We start from the raw sequence: 19,578 nt of genomic DNA on the forward strand, positions 1-19,578 counted from the left end.
CGTTTGTGTGAATATATTGTCAGTTCTCAAAAATAGCGATCGCAGTTGTTAGTTGAAAAAGGGCGATCGCTGTAGTTAACAATGAGTGTAGCAATCTACACTCAGGGTAAATCCCCAAGAAAATCTAGAAGGAAGCTGCAAGGTAGCGCTATACGCGATCGCTAGTTAAATTGGAGTAGATACAGCGAGTCGTCAATCCTTTCTCCAAATGCTGCAAGCACAACTATTGCAGGGGCGTTACCAACTCCAAGAGCAGTTAGGACACAATGCTGGGCGACAAACCTGGCTAGCAACTGATGTCAGTGTGTCGCCGCCAGAATTGGTCATCGTCAAACTGCTAGCCTTTAACCCGCAGATGCAGTGGGATGATTTTAAACTCTTTGAGCGCGAAGCTCAAGTTTTAAAAAATCTTAATTATCCCCGAATTCCCAAATATCGAGATTATTTTTCCCTGGACAAAACTATCGGCGCTGGTTTGTGCTGGTTTGGCTTAGTCCAAGAATACATTCCGGGGAAAACTCTACAACAACTTTTGCATCAAGGCAAACGTTTTACGGAAAATCAAGTACGTCAAATTGCCACAGATATTTTAAATATACTAATTTACCTGCACGAATTAAGTCCGCCACTACTGCATCGCGATATCAAACCGAGTAACTTGATTTGGGGAGAAGATGAGCAGATTTATCTAGTTGATTTCGGCGCAGTTCAAGATGCTGCAACTGCTGAAGGTGTCACTTTTACGGTAGTCGGAACTACGGGATATGCACCACTGGAACAATTTTGGGGAAAAGCTGTACCAGCATCCGATTTATATGCGCTGGGCGCAACTTTAATTCACTTATTAACTGGCACTTCTCCAGCAGATTTGCCCCAGAAGAATTTGCAGATTCAATTTTCCCATCTTATAAGCGTTAATCCCACTTTTATTTGTTGGATTCAATCCCTAACCGAACCCGATTTAAGCCAACGTTATAGCACAGCCAGACTCGCCCTAAAAGACCTGAAAGCAGAACGTTATCTCAACACCCCTCTGCAAAAAGTTCGTCAGCCAACTGGTAGCCGGATTCAGATGTGGAAGTCTCCTACCGAATTGAAAATTAAATTTTCTGGAAGAGGGTTATTATTTCTTGTAGATGTCCTGGGATTTGGAGGAAAATGGCTACTAGCAGCAGGCTCGATAATGTCTCTATTATCGCTACTTTTTATGCTATGTTGTCTGCTTTTATTCGTAGCCATTGGTGTTGTGTCATTATTTTACTATAAGTTTTTTCTTCTGATTTCCTTAATGTTGGCTGGAGTGTTAATCGTTGGAAACATTTGGTTAGGAAATAATGTACAATCTGAACTGGCAAAAATGTTATCAAAATTGCATTTAAACAACCTCAACTCCCTAGGCGATAATTACCTTTATTTAGACCAAGAAAGTTTTGTGATTGAAAAAAAACTTTTTGGCTTCTGCTATATTCGTCATCAAGGGCAAACTTCAGAAATTAAAAAGGTATATAAAATCGGTTCAAAGCGGCTAAACATTCAAACTAATAGCTGTAACTATTCCTTGGGGCGTAATTTCACTGAGAACGAGTGTAACTGGTTAGCTCAACAGATACAAGATTGGCTTAAATAAGGGCAAAGCTGCGTATAAGAATTTACGACTCACTGAAATTGCAACGCGAATGCTTCGCCCCTAATGACAACAGACAACTTACAACTAACAAATAAATCATGCTGCAAACACAACAGGTATTACAAGGACGTTATCAGCTACAACAGCAATTAGGGCAAAATGCGGGGCGGCAAACTTGGCTAGCAACAGATTTATCAGCAGAACCTAACCAAGAAGTAATTGTTAAATTGCTGGCTTTTAATCCGCAGATGCAATGGGAAGAATTAAAACTATTTGAACGTGAGGCTCAAGTTTTAAAAAATCTCAACCATCCCAAAATTCCGAAATATCGCGATTATTTTTCATTGGATGAGGAGACTGGTGGCGGTTTACCTTGGTTTGGATTAGTTCAAGATTACATTCCCGGTAAATCCTTACGCCAAATGTTAGATGAGCGAAAAAATTTAACAGAAAGCTTGGTGCAAAGAATTGCCACAGAGGTGCTGAAGATTCTGATTTATCTGCACGAATTGAGTCCGCCAGTTTTGCACCGCGATATCAAACCCAGTAATTTGATTTTCGGCGAAAACCGACAAGTTCATCTGGTAGATTTTGGTGCGGTTACTGACCGCGCTAAGACTGAAGGAGTAACCTTTACAGTAGTGGGAACCAGTGGCTATGCGCCGCCCGAACAACTATGGGGACGTGCAGTTCCAGCATCAGATTTGTATGCACTGGGAGCAACACTCATTCATTTGTTAACTGGAACACCACCAGCTGAATTCCCGCAGCATCAAATGCGAATTCAATTTGCAGACAAAGTTAACCTGAACCCCAGTTTTACCAACTGGATAGAAAAGCTTATAGAACCTGCTCCCGAAAAAAGATTCACCACAGCACGGGAAGCACTTGAGGCAATGGTAGCAGCTACTTCGCCCAGTTCTGTTAAAACAAATCCTCAAGAAAATGAAAATTCAGTTCGTTATGGTCGTCTAGCGTTTTTAGCTTCGATACCACTAATAATTCTCGGTTTAGGTGTCACTGCTATGCCAGATTTGCTGGATTCATCAACTAAAGCCAAGCAATCTGAAGCGAAACAATATGTTAGGGCAATGAACCTCGCCCAGCAAGCTTATTTTTTAGAAAATAATCATTTTTCTAATTCCGTTACAGAACTAGGGGTCGATATCAGCACTCAGACAGAAAACTACCAATATTCAACTTGGGGGCCAGACAAAGCTGCATTTAACTATGGAATAACCCGAAATCGTAAGCTTAAAAGCTATGTTGGCGGTGCTTTCTTAGTACCTGCAAACGACGTTGGTGCTGCTAAGGGTGAAATGAGAATGGTGGCAATTATGTGCGAATCTAAGAAGTCCGGAATAAGCGTAATTCCAAATCCAATCATTATAAATGGTCAGCCAGCCTGTGGTGTTGGCACAACTGAAGTAGGTAAGTGAAAGTGTTAGTAGACACAAAAGGCTGGAAATTTGGTAATTGGTAATGGTAATACCAATTGCTAATGACTAATACCTAATGACTAAGGACTAAAAATGCTGCAAGCAGAACAGGTATTACAAGGACGCTATAAACTAAAAGAAAAACTGGGACAAAATTCTGGGCGACAAACTTGGTTAGCGACGGATATCGAAACTGAAGAAAAAGAGTTGGTAGTTGTCAAACTCCTAGCTTTTGGTGGCGAGGTGCAGTGGGACGATCTCAAGCTGTTTGAAAGAGAAGCACAGGTACTTAAACAGTTGAATCATTCTCAGATTCCCCAGTACCGAGATTATTTTTGTATGGATGAGCGATCGCTCTGGTTTGCTATAGTCCAAGAATACATCCCCGGCGACTCTCTGAAGGAGTTGCTAAACTCTGGCAAAAAGTATACCGAAACAGAAGTTCGCAAAATTGCCTCTGATGTTCTCAAAGTTCTGATTTATCTCCACGAACTCAGTCCAACGGTACTGCACCGAGACATCAAACCGAGTAATTTAATCTGGGGTGAAGATGGCAAGATATATTTAGTTGATTTTGGCGCTGTGCAAGATAAAGCGGCAAAAGAAGGAGCCACATTTACCATTGTGGGGACTTATGGTTATGCGCCAATGGAACAGTTTGGCGGTAGGGCTGTACCAGCATCAGACTTGTATTCATTGGGAGCAACTTTGATTCATTTGTTAACAGGAACTGCACCAGCGGATCTGCCTTCTCGTAACTTGCGAATTCAATTTGAGCAGCAGGTGAGCATCAGTCGCCCTACGATTAACTGGATTCAAAAGTTGACAGAACCAGCCCCAGAGGAACGGTTTAGCAGTGCGAAATATGCTCTGAAAGCGCTGAAAGAAGGCACTCTAATCAACACTACCCCAGGAATTCAGCCCTTAAAGCAAGCAGTTCCGTTTAATAATAATTCTGGGCAAGGCAGATTATTTGATTCTTCGGTGGAGGTGCCTGAAGAAATTAAGGGTTGGAATTGGGGCGCATTTCTGTTGCCTTATATGTGGCCTTTCACAAATAATGTTTGGTTTGGACTTATATCTTTGATACCAAATGTTGGTTGGTTGATGGCGATCGCGCTCGGTTCTAGGGGCAATGAATGGGCGTGGAAAAGTAGAAAATGGCGCAGTATTGAACAATTCAAAGCGCATCAAAGAGGTTGGGCGATCGCTGGACTTTTTATTGGCGTACCGATGGCTTGGCTATATATCTCTCTAATCGCATTTATCCTCCATTCCCTCTAAAAACACCCCATCTTCTCGTTCCCAGCCTCAGCCTAAGAACCAGAAAATAGCCTTTCTAACTTATTGCATCAAGATTCACAGGAACCGAGGCATTCACTAAAGGCAACAAGGGGCCGCTTTGCTCCTGCCCATTTGTCGCCAATTCACTGTGACACAGATAAACTCGCTCCCCCACTCGCCCTAGTAAATCTAGTAAAATCCGCCGCAGTCTTTGCTCATCAGCTACTTGGGTATCTTGTTCCCTAATTGGCTCTCCTGACCAATCCTTGAGAAACAATGGCGCACCAAATAGGGTAGCAGCACCGCCCTTTGACCACAGGGGAGAACCCGCATCTAGCCAAAATTGCCAGCGGTGGAACCGTCGAGAAGCGCGGTATTGGAAGATTGTAGCCAAAGTAACAGCGCGACTACTCAGACCTAGCCGACGAACTGGGTAGGGGTTGGCGGTGACGGTACCGCGACGCAACAGGCAGATGAAGCGTTCAATAGTGTCGCGATCGCTATCGCCTCCTCCGCTTTTTTGTCGCAGTCGTCCCTCGACTTCCCAGTAATGTTGCGCGGTTTCCATCAGTTCGCGTAAGGCTGCTAGTTGGTCGTAGGGGAGATTGCTACCTTTCCACAAAAACTGCTGAATTGCCCGGTCAAGCAGGGCGACGTAGTTGGGAATCAGACGCTGTTGTTGCTGACTTTGCTGTTGCTCTATCCACCCCAAAATCTGCTCGTAGGCTTTACAGGCAGAGTGTCCCAGCCGATCCCATCGCGGGAAATTCGTCACAGGTAGCAAACGGGGTTGCTCTGGATCTGGGGAATAGCAGTAATCTGCCAACAAACCTGCCCGTACTGGATCGATGGCTGGGGATTGGTGATTAGAGATTGGTGAAGAAGCAAATTCTTCCCCCACTCCCCAGTCAAGAGTCAAGAGTCCCCAGTCCCTAGTCGGACTAAGTACGACCAACATTTCTGCTACGGCATCCCGGTTTACCAATCGCCCCAAGCCTGGATAAATTAGAGCTAAGAGTGTGAGCAACGCCCGGATTGTGGGGGAACTAATTAGGGGGCGCTGGTCGTTGAGAGACTCTACCGGGATACCTTTACTTGTGAGAATTTCGACTAGGGTATAGCGGGCGATCGCATCCAAACCAGGCGCAATTACTGCCACATCGGAAGGCTGCACTTGTCCACTTTGTACCGCTTCGGCGATCGCTTCCCCAGTTTGCCGCAACAACTGAGCGCGGGACGTGGTTTGAATCAACTGTACCGACTCTGGTAAGCTCAACATATACATCGGATCGCGCACCGTCTCTACGATTGGCTCTCCGTAAACTGCGCCTATATTCTCAGTGCGATCGCTCAAGATTTCTACCCGACAGCGCGAAGCTAGACGAGCCAGGTAATTCGGATCGGCATTCAAACCCAATCGCACCGCCCCATCCGGATTATAAGTAAACGCCCCAACCGCTCCGTTATCCAAAAGAAAATTAAATAAATCGCCAGCTATAGCTGGGTAATCATCCACATCATCCGCCAACACCCCTTGATAGCGGCGAATTAAATGCTGCTGATAAGTTTCATCTGGCAGCAGATACCGCCAATAAAGTTCGCATATAATCCCATAAGTCAGCAAACCCCTCTCCAGACACCATCCCCGCCAGCCAAGCAGTAAATTTCCTACATCAGTCCAATTAATAGCTGAATCTTCAACGCTTTCCCCATCCTCCTCCCTCTGTGTTAATGGGAGTAAGATGCCTTGTTCAAGAATAGCGGGAATCTCCTCAAGTGGTGTCCCACTAATAGCCGCTAGCTGCAACAAGTCCAGAATCCGGCGCACCACACGATACTCGCTTACTCCCAGCATCTGTAAGCTGCCTTTATCCAACTCAGAACGCCACAGCCGAGTAGCTAACTCCTGCTCAGTTTCCGGGCGTAGTCGGACTGGAAATTGCGCCCTTAAATCCAATCGCCCAATTAGCAAAGGCCAAAACAGTATAATTTCATCCTGAAAAAACCCTAAAGGTGTCTTAGATTGAATTGGATACCGCCCGTCTGTCGCAGCAGCCAAACGGTCAGCTAATTCGCTCCGGTTATCATCATTAGCAGCAAACACCAAAATCGATCTTTCTGAGTCCCGTCGCCTCCTCCTCCCCTGAGTTGACGGCGAAAGTCGGTTCTGTTGCGATCGCACCTCCACCCAGTGACAAAACTGATTCACCAGGCGAGTTGTCTTACCACTTCGGGTTGATCCTCTGATCCAGTTTGGCTGAGATTGGGTTAACATTGCTAAACGCTGGTGATACTTTTAATTTAATACTCTGTTTCTGTTATGAAACTACCTTTCTTTACACAGCTCCGCTCGTCCTTAGACGCTGCCAGCCAGTGGTATATCCGGACACCAGAAAGAGCCTTGGAGCGGGCATACAAAGCAGCTTTAATGATTAAAGCGATTGAAGACGAACATTTTGACGGCAACAAAATATCTTCTGATTCCAAAAAATACCGCGAAAATGCCCTGTCTTATTTTCTAATTAAGCTTAATAAGTATTTAAAGGATGCTAGGTTAAGTTTATCCGAATTTCATTCTAGCACTTCAATTGTTAGCCTAGCAAATCAAAATAAAACCAGGGTTTCCAGAATAGATGGCTCGGAATACACAAACATTGCCGAACTGGAAAATAGAGAAACTCAATCAATAACTTTAGAAAAACTCAAGTTTATTGACGATGTTATATCTAAATACCAGTCTCAACCAAAACCTTCTTCATCACCATCGCCATCGTCATCGTCAGCCTTGATGCCAGTTTCTCAATCTAAAATTGTAGAAGCCAACCTTGATAAAGGAGAATTATATAATCAGCCAAGTTACTTTGATAAAAGCAAAGTAATCGGAGAAGCTGAGACAATGACTGATACAACAAGTTTTGTTCCTCGGTCAATCTTGAGTACGCTGGATCGGCTTAAAAGAGACTTCAACCCAAAATCAGAAGAGGAAGTTGTTAAAAACTTTCGGATATCTCAAACAAAAACAATAATTTCTATTAGGTTTATTTTAGTTTTGATTTTAGTTCCTCTGTTGACTCAGCAGGTAACTAAAACCTTTATAGTGGCACCTCTAGTTGATCGCTTTAGAGATGAAAACAAAACTGAAATTTTCTTAAATGTTGATTTGGAAGAAGAAGCTTTTCACGATTTGCAAAGATTTGAAGAACTATTAAAGTTTAGAACTTTGGTAGGTCTAGCTCCCAAGCTATCACCAGAGGAGATGGAAGAGGAAGTCAAAGAAAAGGCATCTGAGCTGAGTGAAGAATACCGTCACAGAAGCGCTAATGCCATAAAAAATGTTTTTGCTGATATATTTGCGGCTGGGTCTTTTTACGTTTTACTGGTTAACAGTCGTAGGGAAATTGAGATTTTCAAAGGTTTTATAGATGATGTTGTTTATGGACTGAGTGACAGTGCTAAAGCTTTTATTATTATTTTGTTTACTGATGTCTTTGTAGGATTTCACTCCCCTCACGGCTGGGAAGTGATTTTAGAAGGCATATCAAGGCACTTAGGGTTGCCGGAAAACAGAGACTTCAACTATCTATTTATCGCCACTTTTCCCGTAATTCTGGACACGATTTTTAAGTATTGGATTTTCCGTTACTTGAACCGAATTTCGCCTTCAGCAGTTGCTACTTATAGGAATATGAATGAATGAAGGGATTGGGGATTGGGGACTGGGGATTGGGGATTGGGGATTGGGGACTGGGGATTGGGGATTGGGGATTGGTAATGCGTCCTCAAGGGACTGGGGATTGGGGATTGGGGATTTCTCGTTACTAGAGGGTCGCCTAGTAACGAGAGTAATTTTTAATTTTTAATTTCTCTTTGGTAGTGGGGACGGCAAGGTGTACCCCAGCAAACCTGCTGCGGTGGAATGTTGCCAAAAACGCTGCTGCGCGCGCCTATTACCGAATATGCGCCGATTTCCACCCCAGGCGCAATAAAGCAATCGGTGGCAATCCAAGCACCGTTGCCAATGGTAATGCCGGATGTTATTAGGTTGAAAGTTGGATCGTGGATGTCGTGACTGCCAGTGCAGAGGTAGCTTTTTTGGGATACTACACAGTGCTGACCAATGCGAATCTGGTCAAGGCTGTAGAAAACGACATCATCGCCAATCCAACTGTAATCGCCAATTTCCACTTTCCAGGGAAAGGTGAAGCGGGCGGTGGGGCGGATAATGACACCTTTGCCGATTTTGGCACCGAACAACCGCAGGAGGGAGCAGCGCAAGCTGTTGACGGGATGGGGAGTCAAGGGGAATGCGATCGCTTGCACCAACCACCAGATCAACACAAACCAGCCTGGTCTTCCCCTGTCAAACCAAGATTGGTCGTAGCGGCGTAAATCTACCAATATCTCGTCTAAAGCTGGCTTTGACTCCCCTGGTTCCAACACCCTAGACGCTCCCTGTTAACGAATCCGGCTCTTTTACAGGCTGGGGAGGCGCTTTCGGTGTCGCCGCTGCTACGTTCAACTGACCGCCAAACTGCATCAATTCATACAGCTTGATGCCAATTTGATACTCGTACTGACTCATCAGCCGCGCATATATATATCCGGGTTTGCCATCCAAAAAGCCAAGCTGAATAAAGTAAATCAAAATAAACCGGATAAACGGTTTAAAAGGTAGCCGTACCCAGACTTTTTTCAGAAAACGCTTGCGCTGCACCGCGTCGCCAAATAAATTAGCACCAATGGTACCGCTTTCGTCTTTTCCTGTGAGGATATTTAGATAAACGCGGGCTTCCCAGTTAGAGTAGCGATTATGCCTTTCCAGCCAGTGAAATACGTCCCGAAAGTCGATGTGCAGCATATCGTTTTTCAGATAGCCGACTGAACCTGGTAGCACAACGTGTTCGTGAACTTCGTTGTCGCCAGTGTTGCGAATTTCTTCTGTCCCCAAGTTTTCGTAGCGCCCGTTTTTGTGCTTAAACAAGCGTAAATTCCAGTCGGGATATCTACCCCCGTGCTGAATCCATTTGCCGAGAAAAAAGACTTTGCGGTTGAGGTAGTAACCCTCGTATTCGGGATTCTGAATCGCAGTAGCAATTTCCTCCCACAGTTCCGGAGTAATGCGTTCGTCACAATCGACAATTAATACCCAATCGTTGCGGAAAGGCAGATTGTCTAATGCCCAGTTTTTCTTTTTCGGCCAGCGACCGTTGAAGTGAAATTGGACGACGTTCGCGCCGTAACTTTCAGAAATTTCTATAGAGCGATCGCTACTTTGGGAATCCACCACAAATACTTCATCAGCCCTGGCAACACTTTCCAGGCAAGCAGGTAGATTTGCTTGTTCGTTTTTAGCGGGAATCAGAACCGATACGGGGAGTTTGGAGGCATTCATAAGAAAAGGCAACAGGTAATAGGTAAAACGCAAAAATGTAAAGGTAAATATTTCCCGCAGGATTAATTAAAGATTAAGTTTTAATCTTTTTTACAGGTGTAGAAATCATACCTTTAATCGCCGCTATCAAATAACCAATTTGACCGTAGGCATACACCAGACTGTCGAAGCGTTGGGCAGGATCGTCAAAGTTTTTTACGGAATTATATAAACCGCGCATTATTCGGTCGCTTCCTCTTAACAGCTGGGCTGGCCCAGCTTGACCGGAAAGTTGTTCGCGGTAACATTCACTAATGCCTTGCCACCAGCCTCGACTGAAAAACCAGGCTCGTTGAAGGCGTTCGGGGGAAACATTATGGGCAACTAAGGCATCAGGCAGATAGGCAACTTGCCAACCGAGTTTTAGCGCCCGTTCTGTCATGTGTAATTCTTCATTTGATAGTAGATTTTTACCGACCCGACCCAGATTAAGATCGAAACCACCAATTTCTTCTAGAAAGGTGCGCCGGATTGAGTAATTTAAGCCTCTGGGGGTCATACCGGGCTGTTTGATATAAATGACGTTCGCTCCTAGGTCGTATGCTCCCAGGTTGCCAGATAAGCCGGAGGAAAGCCACTGAGGGGGTTTTATGCCATCGGGCCAGAGTAAGGTAACTTTGCCCCCAGCAATGGCTAATTTCTCATTGCTTTGATAGGCATCATAGAGTGTCTTCAGCCAAAGCGAACTGGCAACAGCATCATCATCGAGATAGGCGAGAATATCGCTTTTGGCAACGCGCGCGCCAGTGTTCCGGGCGACGGATAGACCTGTGATGGGTTCGTAAACGTATGTCACGCCAACTCGTGCTTCTACGATTTCGCGAGTGCGATCGCTTGAAGCATTATCCACCACTACTACTTCAAAATCCGGGAAATCTTGGCCTAAACAGCTATCAATGGCGGCACCTAAATACTGCTCTCGATTGTGGGTACAGATAATCGCAGAAATTTTGGGTTTAGTCATTGGTCATTAGTGTGTGGTCAAATTAGCGGTCATGGGTCATTTATAACAAACAAATGACTAATGGCTACTAATGACACAGGCAAGATCCCTGTGCTAAGAACTTGGGTCTTGTAAATGACCATGCAGAACGATGAGAGTTTCCGCCAATTGGCTAAGGCGGGTTTCTAAGTCTTGTTTGCGAACCAGCAACTGCCGCAGTTTTTGATAACGCGCGATCGCTACACTTACAGTAGGAACCTGTTCTGGCGGACAGGGACGCGACCACAATTGACCATCGGCATCCAAACCTACTAAGCGGTATCCGGTACGGGGAGATTCACACGTCACATTGCCATCCGGTTGATTGCATTCTTCTACGTAGTCCATCAACTGGTGTACAGATGCCGCATGGCCCGTTTCTACTGCCTGGCGCAACACTTCAACGCCTACTTCCGGTTCGCGGGCATGAGACTCTAACCAACCGTCTACAATTGGCCCTTCTAGGTAGAGGTCTTGAATTTGCCGCAGAATTTGATGTAATTCTTTCTGCCAACCACCGACAATTACTTCGATTTCTTGCAGCAGGGTTGTCGCTAGGGCAGGATTGGCAGCATTACGATGGTTGGTGAAGCTGGGAGTTTTTAATTTCGGCAGCACTGGCGTTTTACCAGATTGCTTTTGGTCTGTCCAAGATTCTACGGTCATCGAAATCGATGGTGCAGCATCTGGTGTCTGGGAACGCCACCCCATCCCGTCAGGCTGATTGCCTATTTCAGGATTTTTATCCGATAGCTGGTGTAGTGTCGTCTCAATCCGTTTTAATTCTGGTTTCATGGTTATTTCACGCCTAGTAGTAGAAATTAAAACCCACTCTTGTGCCGCTTTCCAGCTTTGGTTACTCGCTTAATTTTCTATTTTATTTGTATTATTGTTGTCTGGTCTTGAACGACAAAAGAAAAATTTTACATTCACTCTTAACGAATAGAGTACCTTGGACACTCTAGTGGTGGATAAAATATATTTTTTGGGCTGTTAAATTTAACTTTGATGCAGAACCCGCCTGAAATCAGTAAAACAGCCTTTGTGACACGAGTTGATTCTACTTCTAATAGGCATCTAATTTTGGTGACTGGCCCGGCGCGGTCTGGCAAAAGCGAGTGGGCGGAAACTCTAGCAATGCGTTCGGGGAAGCCTGTTGTCTACGTGGCAACGGCGCAAGTTGATCCAGATGATTTGGAATGGCGATCGCGTATTGAACAACACCAGCAGCGACGACCCTGGGAATGGCAAACGCTGCAAGTTCCTATAACTCTAGCAGCAACGATTCAAGATTCTCTTGAGTCTACTTGTCTGCTGGTTGATTCTTTGGGAACGTGGGTGGCGAATTTCTTAGACCAAGACGATGAAGCTTGGGAAATTACCTCGGCAAAGTTGCTGGAGAGTCTTTTAAACTGCCCTGCGGATGTAATTTTGGTGGCGGAGGAAACTGGTTGGGGGGTTGTCCCCGCCTATCCCATCGGTCGGAAGTTCCGCGATCGCTTGGGAACTCTGTGTCGTCGTGTTGGCGCGATCGCTAATCCCGTTTTTCTCGTCACTGGCGGTCATGTTCTTAATCTTAGTCTCCTCGGTTCCCCTTTACCAGATTCCTAATATATCTATTTGGTACTTTTGTCACCTATAAGAAAGTAAATTTTTATCAAAATTTTAGAAGATGTAAATCGAGGCAATAACAAAAGAGGGTAGAAGCCGCTACGGTGGAAATACCCGCTTTTTTAGCGTAGAGTTACCCAACTTGTAAGGTTAGAATTGTCAGAGAAGATTAATTATTTTGTCTGACGCACAATCAACCCAGAGCAGGAAATGCTGAAGAAAACGATCGCCTAGATTAGAAGTAAGCTTTCCGAGGGAGCAGTTCGCCTATTTCCTAGTGTTAACTAGGAGTCAAATTCAGCTTATGGCATCCGAACACCAAGTCAGACAATATATTGCCTATTGGTTTCAGTTAGGCAAAAAGGTTTTAATTCACAATGGCAAAGAAGCGCTGCTGCCGCAACCTGTAATTCGGGGCGATCGCTACAGTGAAGAATTTGAAAGCTGCTGGCAGAAAATTATCTCGCCAGAGTCAGGAGATTGTTATCTCGAAGGCACTCACGAAACAATTGCCCAACTGCTGACACCAGGGTGGGACGTTTCACCTTGTGGGCGTTGCCAAATGCCCGTACCCATCAAGACAGTGGGAATGCCGCCAGAGTTGTGTCCCTGTAACGATTTGCCCAACTGGCCTAACACGGAAGTTCCACAACCGCGATCGCCTGTTAGCAGCCAATCTCGCTTAATTGAAATACGCGATCGCCTTCAGAGAGCCAGCGGCCAGTAAGAGTTTTGCGGAGCCGGAGACGCTCCGCCTCCGGAGTTGTGAATTATTAACTTCTAACTCCTAATTCCTATTCCTCTGCACCTCATAAGTCATAAAGTCATATGCCAATTTCGTGTTCGGGAAAATGGCACGAGCTTCAGTTAGCAAATCATCTAACACAATGGCATTACCAGGAGCATAGCGGGGGCTGAAATGGGTCATAATCAGCTGGTTGACACCCGCAGCATAAGCCACTTGCGCTGCCATCGTTGAGGTAGAATGCAAGCGATCGAAAGCTAACTGGGCATCTTGATGAGCAAAGGTGGCTTCGTGAATTAACACATCTGCATCCCGCGACAATTCCACCGCCTCGTCACAATAAACTGTGTCTGTACAGTAAACAATTTTGCGCCCGATCTCTGTCTCGCCACACAAATCGGTGCCGCTAATTTGCCGCCCATCCAGCAGCGTTACTGTTTCGCCGCGCTTAAGTTGCCCATAGACGCGACCAGGCGGAATTCCCATTTGGGCTGCTTTTTCCACATTGAAGCGCCCTGGACGGTCTTTTTCAGTTACTCGATAGCCAAAAGCAGTCACCCGATGTTTTAGGGGAAGACAACTGACGATATATTCTTCATCTTCATACACTATCCCTGGTTGTACGGCGTGAACTTGGACGGGGTAAGAAAAATGAGTGGAAGAGTATTGTCTAGAAGCACGCAGGTATTCATTAAGACCAGCAGGGCCGTAGATATCCATGCGTTGAGTATTGCCAGCCAAACCACAGCTTGCCAAAAGACCCATTAAGCCGAAGATATGGTCTCCGTGCATATGGGTGATAAAAATGCGGTCTAGTTGACCCATTTTCAGGTCACTCCGCAAGAGTTGGTGTTGGGTGCCTTCGCCGCAGTCAAATAGCCAGAATTTTCCCCTCTGGGGTAGACGGAGAGCCACGCTGGAAACGTTGCGCGATCGCGTTGGCACACCTGAGCTTGTCCCTAAAAAAGTAATCTGCATTCTGTTCTAGACAACCATCACAAAGTCTGAAAATAGTCTAACTATAACTATCAGCATACAATTTCAAAACAATGGGTGACACTGAAGTGGCAAACGTGATAAATATATCTACTTTATAGAAGATGTACCCGGTTGCATATACCGAACCAAGCGGATATGCTCTGGGGTGTTTTGAATTAAAGACTTTATTGTTGCTCTCAATGCGGCTCAGGTTTAACGATCGCCATAACTAGAACGACCTTTATGTATAGTGTGAGGAAATTTCTCAGATGGTAACTCAACGTCTCCAATTGCTCTTTCAAAGACTACTCCATCCTTCTTCATCCGGGCTGACTATCTTATTGTGGATTGCCCTAGTTGCCCCTGCTCAAGCTGCGATGGAATTGCGCGTAGCAATTCAACAAGGCGTTAGCAAGATTACCATAGGCAGTTCTACCAAAGCTGTAATCCGCGACGGTGCTGGTCGAGTTGTGGGAGAAATGGCACCAATGGATGGCAAAGAAGCCCGTTCATCTGGCGGTAGCGTGGCGATGGACGGACGGAAAGCCACGGATCTATTCATTGAGCCGACCAGTGGCGGATATGTTTGGATAGGCGATCGCTGGTATCGGGGCCGCGCCCGCATCGTTCCCTCCGGCAAAGGACTCACCGCCGTTAACCAAGTCGATTTAGAACAATATCTCTACAGCGTCTTAGGGGCAGAAATGGGCGGCAACTGGCCTTTGGAAGCGCTGAAGGCGCAAGCTGTCGCCGCCCGCACCTACGCCCTTTATAAACGCCAAACTTCAGGCAATGGCGTTTACGATCTTGGCGACACCCAAAGTTCCCAAGTTTACAAAGGTCTTGATACCGAAACTACAGGGACGCATCAAGCTGTAAATGCCACAGCAGGGCAAGTGCTGACTTACAACAACCAGCTAATTCTCGCCGTCTTCCATTCCTCCTCTGGAGGACACACGGAAAATGTGGAAAATGTTTGGACACAACCGCTTCCGTATCTGCGCGGTGTCGCAGACTACGACCAGGGAGCGCCACCCTACCAGTGGCAGAAAACTTTCTCCAAGAGCGAACTCAGTCGCCTTCTCGGTGTCAGCAATATTAAAACCCTAGTCCCAGAGCGCACAACGCCTACGGGACGCATAATGACTATGAAAGTAGTTGGTAATAAGGGTACGCGGCGGATGAGCGGCAGTCAGTTGCGTAGCGCATTGGGACTTAAGAGTACCTGGTTCACCGTTAGTTCTTCCTCAACAGGTTTTCAGATCAATGGCCGCGGTTTCGGTCATGGTCTTGGTTTGAGCCAGTGGGGAGCTCATAATTTAGCTCAGCAGGGAGTAAACTATCAGCAAATTTTGGGACACTATTATCAGAACACCGCCCTTACTAGCCTTCAAGTTAAGTAAAAGTTAGGACGCGATGCAACTCAAAGAATTGCTGTGCATCTGTAGGGACATGGCAATGCCATGTCCCTATCAAGGTAGCTCTAACGTCACAACCGCGATATATTCCACCGAACTGAAAAACCCTATACTTTGCGGGCGTCCGACCACAAAGCGTCAACGAAAAAGACTTGGGAGACAAAAAAAAGAAATCCCTCCTCTCTATGAATTCTCTACTCAACTAGGAGAGGAGGGTGGGGAAGTAGTGGGTTTGAATTACACCCCCTGTTATGGATACGGGTTCTTATTCAGACACCCAAAAGAATTGTTATGAACCGCTTTGATTGAGGCGGCGCTGCCATTCTGCATCAATTTTGTCAGATTGCTCGATTTCCTGTTCTATCAAGTCGTTTTCGGTGGTGTAAGCTAAATCATCGCGACCGAGGACAGTTTTAGCAGCAAACTGTTGGGCATAGATGATTTTTTTCTGCAAGGCAGAATTGGCTTGATTTAACAAGATGGCGCGATCTTGCCGCTTCTGATTCCTGCTTTCTACCCTTTTATTTCTGAATTGAATCCAGAAATAGCGAATTAAGGGGATTGCTAAGAAAGCTGTGCCGTAGCCTAATAAAACCCAGTAAATCGACTGTACGAAGGCGATCAGTCCGCCGGATTGTGCTAACTGTACTCCAACCTCACCCCGCAACAGGGAACCCAGAACTAAAGCACCGACAATATTCACCGCACCTAGTCCAGCTGAGAGCATATTCTGTCCGCTAGTGGCTTGGCTAAAGCGCCAAGGACGCTCTCGCAGATAAGCACCGACTGCTTCGGAATTTCGCTCTTGGGCTGTAATTTGCAAGTCTGGGAAGTGATAAACTATGTCTCCGTCAGGGCTGACTTCCGGTTTCCCGTTAAATTTGGTTAGCACTGGCAGCATATAGTCTTCGTATTCTTTAGCCCATCCTGAGCCGGTTTCGTCGAGATAGGGGGCGATTTGTTCTGCTGTTACAGCACCGCCGTTGTTGCGAATTACGGTAGCGATCGCACTCCAGCGACGTTCTTCTAAATCGGCGTTAGGATTACCATCGCCAAACAGAAACGAGAAGACACCTTCTAGGAAGTTCATCTGTTTCTTTTCTGGAGATGCTACTCGCCGCCGTTCATAGCGATCGCCATAGTCTGGATAGAAAAACCACCAGATGTCTGGCCCAAACCAGAAGCGAGGCATGAAGATCATACCGCCGCCGCCGGAGTCATGGCTACCAGAATCGTCGTCACGGCTGGCAGAAGCCGCAATCATGATGGCAGCGATCGCTACAAATATCAGCACAATCGATGCTATCAAGATAATCCCGAAGGAAATCCGGATCAGGTAAAACAAAACCTTCCAGATTTTTTCCCACCATTCCTTCAGCCGCAGCCGCAAAAACTTGTTGTTCAGAATTGACCGAAAATTTTTCGGGAACAGGTAGACAATTTCACCTGTTTCTGCTACCTGCAAATGTCCCCCGGCATCGGAGGCTAAAGCGAGTAATCCAGCCTCCGTCATGTTGACGTTTAATCCAGCCTGAGTCGCCACGTCGCCAACGGTAACGCGGTAGCCCAGATGTTCAACTGCTCGCATGATGGTGGGATTTGGAGCCATGTCCGTCCCTCAATAAAAAAACGATTTGTCAATAATCTAAGTATAGAATTTTGGCTAAATAGACCAAGGGTAGGAATGACACCATCAATTGTAGCGATCGCTCTCTTGTCGTTTGTAGCGTTAGCAACACCAGCCACAGCAGCCAATCCGGAACACCTTCAACAATTGCTGAACACCAAACAATGTCCGGGGTGCGACTTAAGCGGTGCCGAATTGCGCGATGTTGATTTAAAGGCTGCTGATTTGCGCGGTGCTAATCTCACTGGTGCTAATCTCAGCGCTGCGAATTTAAGCGGCGCTAATCTCGTGGGTGCCAATTTGGGGGGTGCCAGCTTGATTAATACCAATCTCAGTGGTGCAAATTTGAACGGTGTAAATCTTAACTATGCCGGATTAATCAAAGCTAATCTGACTAATGCTAACCTTGCTGGTGCTGGTTTGGTAGCCGCAAAATTACCAGGTGCCGATCTTAGCAATGCTGATTTGAGGCAAACTAATCTCACCAGCGCTGACTTGAGTAATGCAATTCTCAAAGCCGCAGATTTACGAGGTGCAGATTTGCGAAATGCCGATTTGGAATATGCGATTTTGGATGGCGTTCAGCTAGATAGTGCTATTTTACCTGATGGGACTTTGTACTATTAAGTATTATTTGAACTGCTGTAGCCATCTGATTTGATTTGGGCAACTTACCTTGACATGATAACGAACCACGGAGGACAAAAGATACACAGAGAGATGTTATAGGAGAAACGGAGAATTTTTCTATAGCAATCCTGGCGGGGGCTGTAAAATTCTCTCTTTTCTTTCTGAAGCACCCTAGAGCGGTTCGTTGTTTCACGAATCAAATAGGGCTGCTATATAAGATGTTACTGTTACAACTTTGGATACAAACTACTGGCTGTCGAAATAAACCGTTAAGGTAAAGGCACTTTGACAAGCAATTATAAATAGAACAGTTATGGCACAGATTTCTCGTCGCCAGTTCTTCCTATTCGCTGGATCTACTCTCGGAACGTTAGGATTAAGCCAGCTTAATATTCAACGACAGGCGGATCGGTACGGCAAAGTTCTGGCACAAAGTACCCCTCGCAAACTTGCCTTACTCGTCGGCATCAATAATTATCCCGATAAACCTCCAATTACACCTTTGCGGGGGTGTGTCAATGATGTAGCGTTGCAGCGTCATCTCCTGATCCACCGCTTTGGTTTTAATCCCAAAGATATCTACACTCTGACTGATACACAAGCAACTCGCCAAGGAATTCTAGAGGCATTTGAAGAACATCTGATTAAGCAAGCCAAGCCTGGAGATGTGGTAGTGTATCACTACTCAGGACACGGTTCTCGCGTTTCCGATCCAGATCCAATTGTTGTTGAACCAGGTAGTAAGAGTGGATTAAACGGCACTTTCGTTCCGGTTGATGCCACACTACCCACCGGATACCCAGAAAAAGGCGGTGTCGTCAAGGACATTATGGGACACACATTGTTCCTGCTGATGTCAGCGTTGCAAACTGAAAATTTCACCGCTGTTCTAGATAGTTGTTACTCTGGTGGTGCTACCAGGGATCGTCGGGTGCGATCGCGAGATGGAGGCATGAAACTACAGATTTCTCCTGAAGAAAAAGCGTATCAACAAAGGTGGTTGTCACAACTGAAGCTTTCTCGCGAAGAATTTGTCAAACGGTATCGGGCGGGAGTTGCTAAAGGAGTTGTACTCGCTGCAACAGATCCTTCTCAAACGGCGGCAGATGCACGTTTTAATGGCTTTTATGCGGGAGCCTTTACCTATTTACTGACACAGTATCTCTGGCAGCAAACGGGTACGCCGGAGAGTGCGATCGCCCACGTTACTAAACACATACTAGACCCAGATAACCAAACTCCCCGTTATGAAGTTAAAGTTGGCAGTGGGTATGAAAAGCAACCTATCTATTTCATCAACACCCCAAGTTCGGTAGCAAATGCAGTCATTACCGAAGTTAAAGGAAATAAGGCAACGTTGTGGTTGGGTGGTTTAAACCTGGCAACTATTGAAAATGGCACGGTGTTTACTATTATCGGTGCTAAGGGAGGTAGTGCAGGTAAAGTGACTCTGCAATCTCGTGAGGGCTTAATTGGAATAGCGACAGTTGAGGAGGTTGTTAAACCAGGGACACTGTTGCAGAAGATAGATTAATTCTGGGTTATCTGTCTTCCCTACATCCGCTAGGGAATTCATTCCCTGGCGAGTGAGTGAGCAAGCGAAAAATACCCACAATTTCGGTTTACCAACTGGTTGATGGCGAGTATATCTGGCTCTACCGAACTTGTTATGTAAAAATGTTAAAAATGGCTAATCAAAATAGCAGAAACAGAATAGGTATAAGAAGTGACATTTGTTGCGGGGCTTGAATTCTGGGATTGATTGTGATTAAGTAGATGCAGTAAAAAAGCAGCCCCAGACTGGGT

General features: G+C 45.7%; 17 protein-coding genes. 10 read left to right on the forward strand and 7 right to left on the reverse strand.

Annotation, left to right across the window (positions count from 1 at the left end):
* The first annotated feature begins 208 nt into the window (after positions 1-208).
* The 3 genes from H6F74_RS17595 (at position 209) to H6F74_RS17605 (ending at position 4,350) form a co-directional block, all read left to right on the forward strand.
* A complete protein-coding gene (locus H6F74_RS17595; protein ID WP_190443367.1) occupies positions 209-1,627 on the forward strand; it encodes a serine/threonine-protein kinase in 1,419 nt (472 codons plus the stop codon).
* A 98-nt stretch (positions 1,628-1,725) separates the two neighbouring features.
* Positions 1,726-3,066: a type IV pilin-like G/H family protein gene (locus tag H6F74_RS17600; RefSeq protein WP_190443369.1), complete on the forward strand. Its 1,341-nt coding sequence runs from the start codon at positions 1,726-1,728 to the stop codon at positions 3,064-3,066.
* A gap of 93 nt (positions 3,067-3,159) precedes the next feature.
* Positions 3,160-4,350, forward strand: a complete 1,191-nt coding sequence (locus tag H6F74_RS17605; RefSeq protein WP_190443371.1) for a serine/threonine-protein kinase — start codon at positions 3,160-3,162, stop codon at positions 4,348-4,350.
* A 55-nt stretch (positions 4,351-4,405) separates the two neighbouring features.
* Here the strand turns inward: H6F74_RS17605 and H6F74_RS17610 are convergent, their stop codons facing one another.
* Positions 4,406-6,625 (reverse strand): recombinase family protein, encoded by a 2,220-nt coding sequence (locus H6F74_RS17610; protein ID WP_190443373.1) that lies wholly within the window; start codon positions 6,623-6,625, stop codon positions 4,406-4,408.
* A gap of 126 nt (positions 6,626-6,751) precedes the next feature.
* Here H6F74_RS17610 and H6F74_RS17615 point away from each other — a divergent pair, with 126 nt between their 5' ends.
* Complete coding sequence (locus tag H6F74_RS17615) at positions 6,752-8,047, forward strand: proton extrusion protein PcxA (RefSeq protein ID WP_242022163.1); 1,296 nt, start codon at positions 6,752-6,754, stop codon at positions 8,045-8,047.
* Positions 8,044-8,172, forward strand: coding sequence for a hypothetical protein (locus tag H6F74_RS30595; RefSeq protein WP_277875811.1), 129 nt, complete (start codon positions 8,044-8,046; stop codon positions 8,170-8,172). Before H6F74_RS17615 ends, H6F74_RS30595 begins: the two co-directional genes overlap by 4 nt.
* Before the next feature lie 27 nt (positions 8,173-8,199).
* Here the strand turns inward: H6F74_RS30595 and hpsU are convergent, their stop codons facing one another.
* The 4 genes from hpsU to H6F74_RS17635 all read right to left on the reverse strand — a co-directional run bounded on the left by hpsU (position 8,200) and on the right by H6F74_RS17635 (position 11,558).
* Positions 8,200-8,790 carry a hormogonium polysaccharide biosynthesis acetyltransferase HpsU gene (gene hpsU / locus H6F74_RS17620; RefSeq protein ID WP_347269523.1) on the reverse strand — a complete coding sequence of 197 codons (591 nt, stop codon included), beginning with the start codon at positions 8,788-8,790 and terminating at the stop codon, positions 8,200-8,202.
* Between the two features lies 1 nt (position 8,791).
* Complete coding sequence (locus H6F74_RS17625) at positions 8,792-9,742, reverse strand: glycosyltransferase family 2 protein (RefSeq protein WP_190443377.1); 951 nt, start codon at positions 9,740-9,742, stop codon at positions 8,792-8,794.
* A 73-nt stretch (positions 9,743-9,815) separates the two neighbouring features.
* A complete protein-coding gene (locus H6F74_RS17630) occupies positions 9,816-10,745 on the reverse strand; it encodes a glycosyltransferase family 2 protein (protein WP_190443379.1) in 930 nt (309 codons plus the stop codon).
* A gap of 93 nt (positions 10,746-10,838) precedes the next feature.
* Entirely contained in the window at positions 10,839-11,558 is a 720-nt protein-coding gene (locus H6F74_RS17635; protein ID WP_190443381.1) for a hypothetical protein, read from the reverse strand.
* A gap of 213 nt (positions 11,559-11,771) precedes the next feature.
* Here H6F74_RS17635 and cobU point away from each other — a divergent pair, with 213 nt between their 5' ends.
* Both cobU and H6F74_RS17645 read left to right on the forward strand, forming a co-directional pair.
* Positions 11,772-12,374, forward strand: coding sequence for a bifunctional adenosylcobinamide kinase/adenosylcobinamide-phosphate guanylyltransferase (cobU, locus tag H6F74_RS17640; RefSeq protein WP_190443383.1), 603 nt, complete (start codon positions 11,772-11,774; stop codon positions 12,372-12,374).
* A 304-nt stretch (positions 12,375-12,678) separates the two neighbouring features.
* Entirely contained in the window at positions 12,679-13,101 is a 423-nt protein-coding gene (locus H6F74_RS17645) for a hypothetical protein (RefSeq protein WP_190443385.1), read from the forward strand.
* Positions 13,102-13,161: 60 nt separating this feature from the next.
* Here H6F74_RS17645 and H6F74_RS17650 read toward each other — a convergent pair whose 3' ends face one another.
* Positions 13,162-14,097 carry a ribonuclease Z gene (locus H6F74_RS17650; RefSeq protein ID WP_190423226.1) on the reverse strand — a complete coding sequence of 312 codons (936 nt, stop codon included), beginning with the start codon at positions 14,095-14,097 and terminating at the stop codon, positions 13,162-13,164.
* Positions 14,098-14,366: 269 nt separating this feature from the next.
* Between H6F74_RS17650 and H6F74_RS17655 the strand changes: the two genes are divergently transcribed.
* Entirely contained in the window at positions 14,367-15,500 is a 1,134-nt protein-coding gene (locus H6F74_RS17655; RefSeq protein ID WP_190443387.1) for a SpoIID/LytB domain-containing protein, read from the forward strand.
* Positions 15,501-15,804: 304 nt separating this feature from the next.
* On the opposite strand, the gene H6F74_RS17660 is transcribed toward H6F74_RS17655, so the two are convergent.
* Positions 15,805-17,124, reverse strand: a complete 1,320-nt coding sequence (locus tag H6F74_RS17660; protein WP_190443389.1) for a hypothetical protein — start codon at positions 17,122-17,124, stop codon at positions 15,805-15,807.
* A 75-nt stretch (positions 17,125-17,199) separates the two neighbouring features.
* On the opposite strand from H6F74_RS17660, the gene H6F74_RS17665 reads away from it, so the two are divergent.
* Both H6F74_RS17665 and H6F74_RS17670 read left to right on the forward strand, forming a co-directional pair.
* The gene (locus H6F74_RS17665; protein WP_190443391.1) at positions 17,200-17,769 is read left to right on the forward strand and encodes a pentapeptide repeat-containing protein; all 570 of its coding nucleotides are present in this window, start codon (positions 17,200-17,202) and stop codon (positions 17,767-17,769) included.
* A gap of 316 nt (positions 17,770-18,085) precedes the next feature.
* The gene (locus H6F74_RS17670; protein ID WP_190443393.1) at positions 18,086-19,306 is read left to right on the forward strand and encodes a caspase family protein; all 1,221 of its coding nucleotides are present in this window, start codon (positions 18,086-18,088) and stop codon (positions 19,304-19,306) included.
* Positions 19,307-19,578: the final 272 nt, after the last annotated feature.

Source organism: Trichocoleus sp. FACHB-90 (assembly GCF_014695505.1).
Classification (GTDB): Bacteria; Cyanobacteriota; Cyanobacteriia; order Cyanobacteriales; family FACHB-T130; genus Funiculus; species Funiculus sociatus.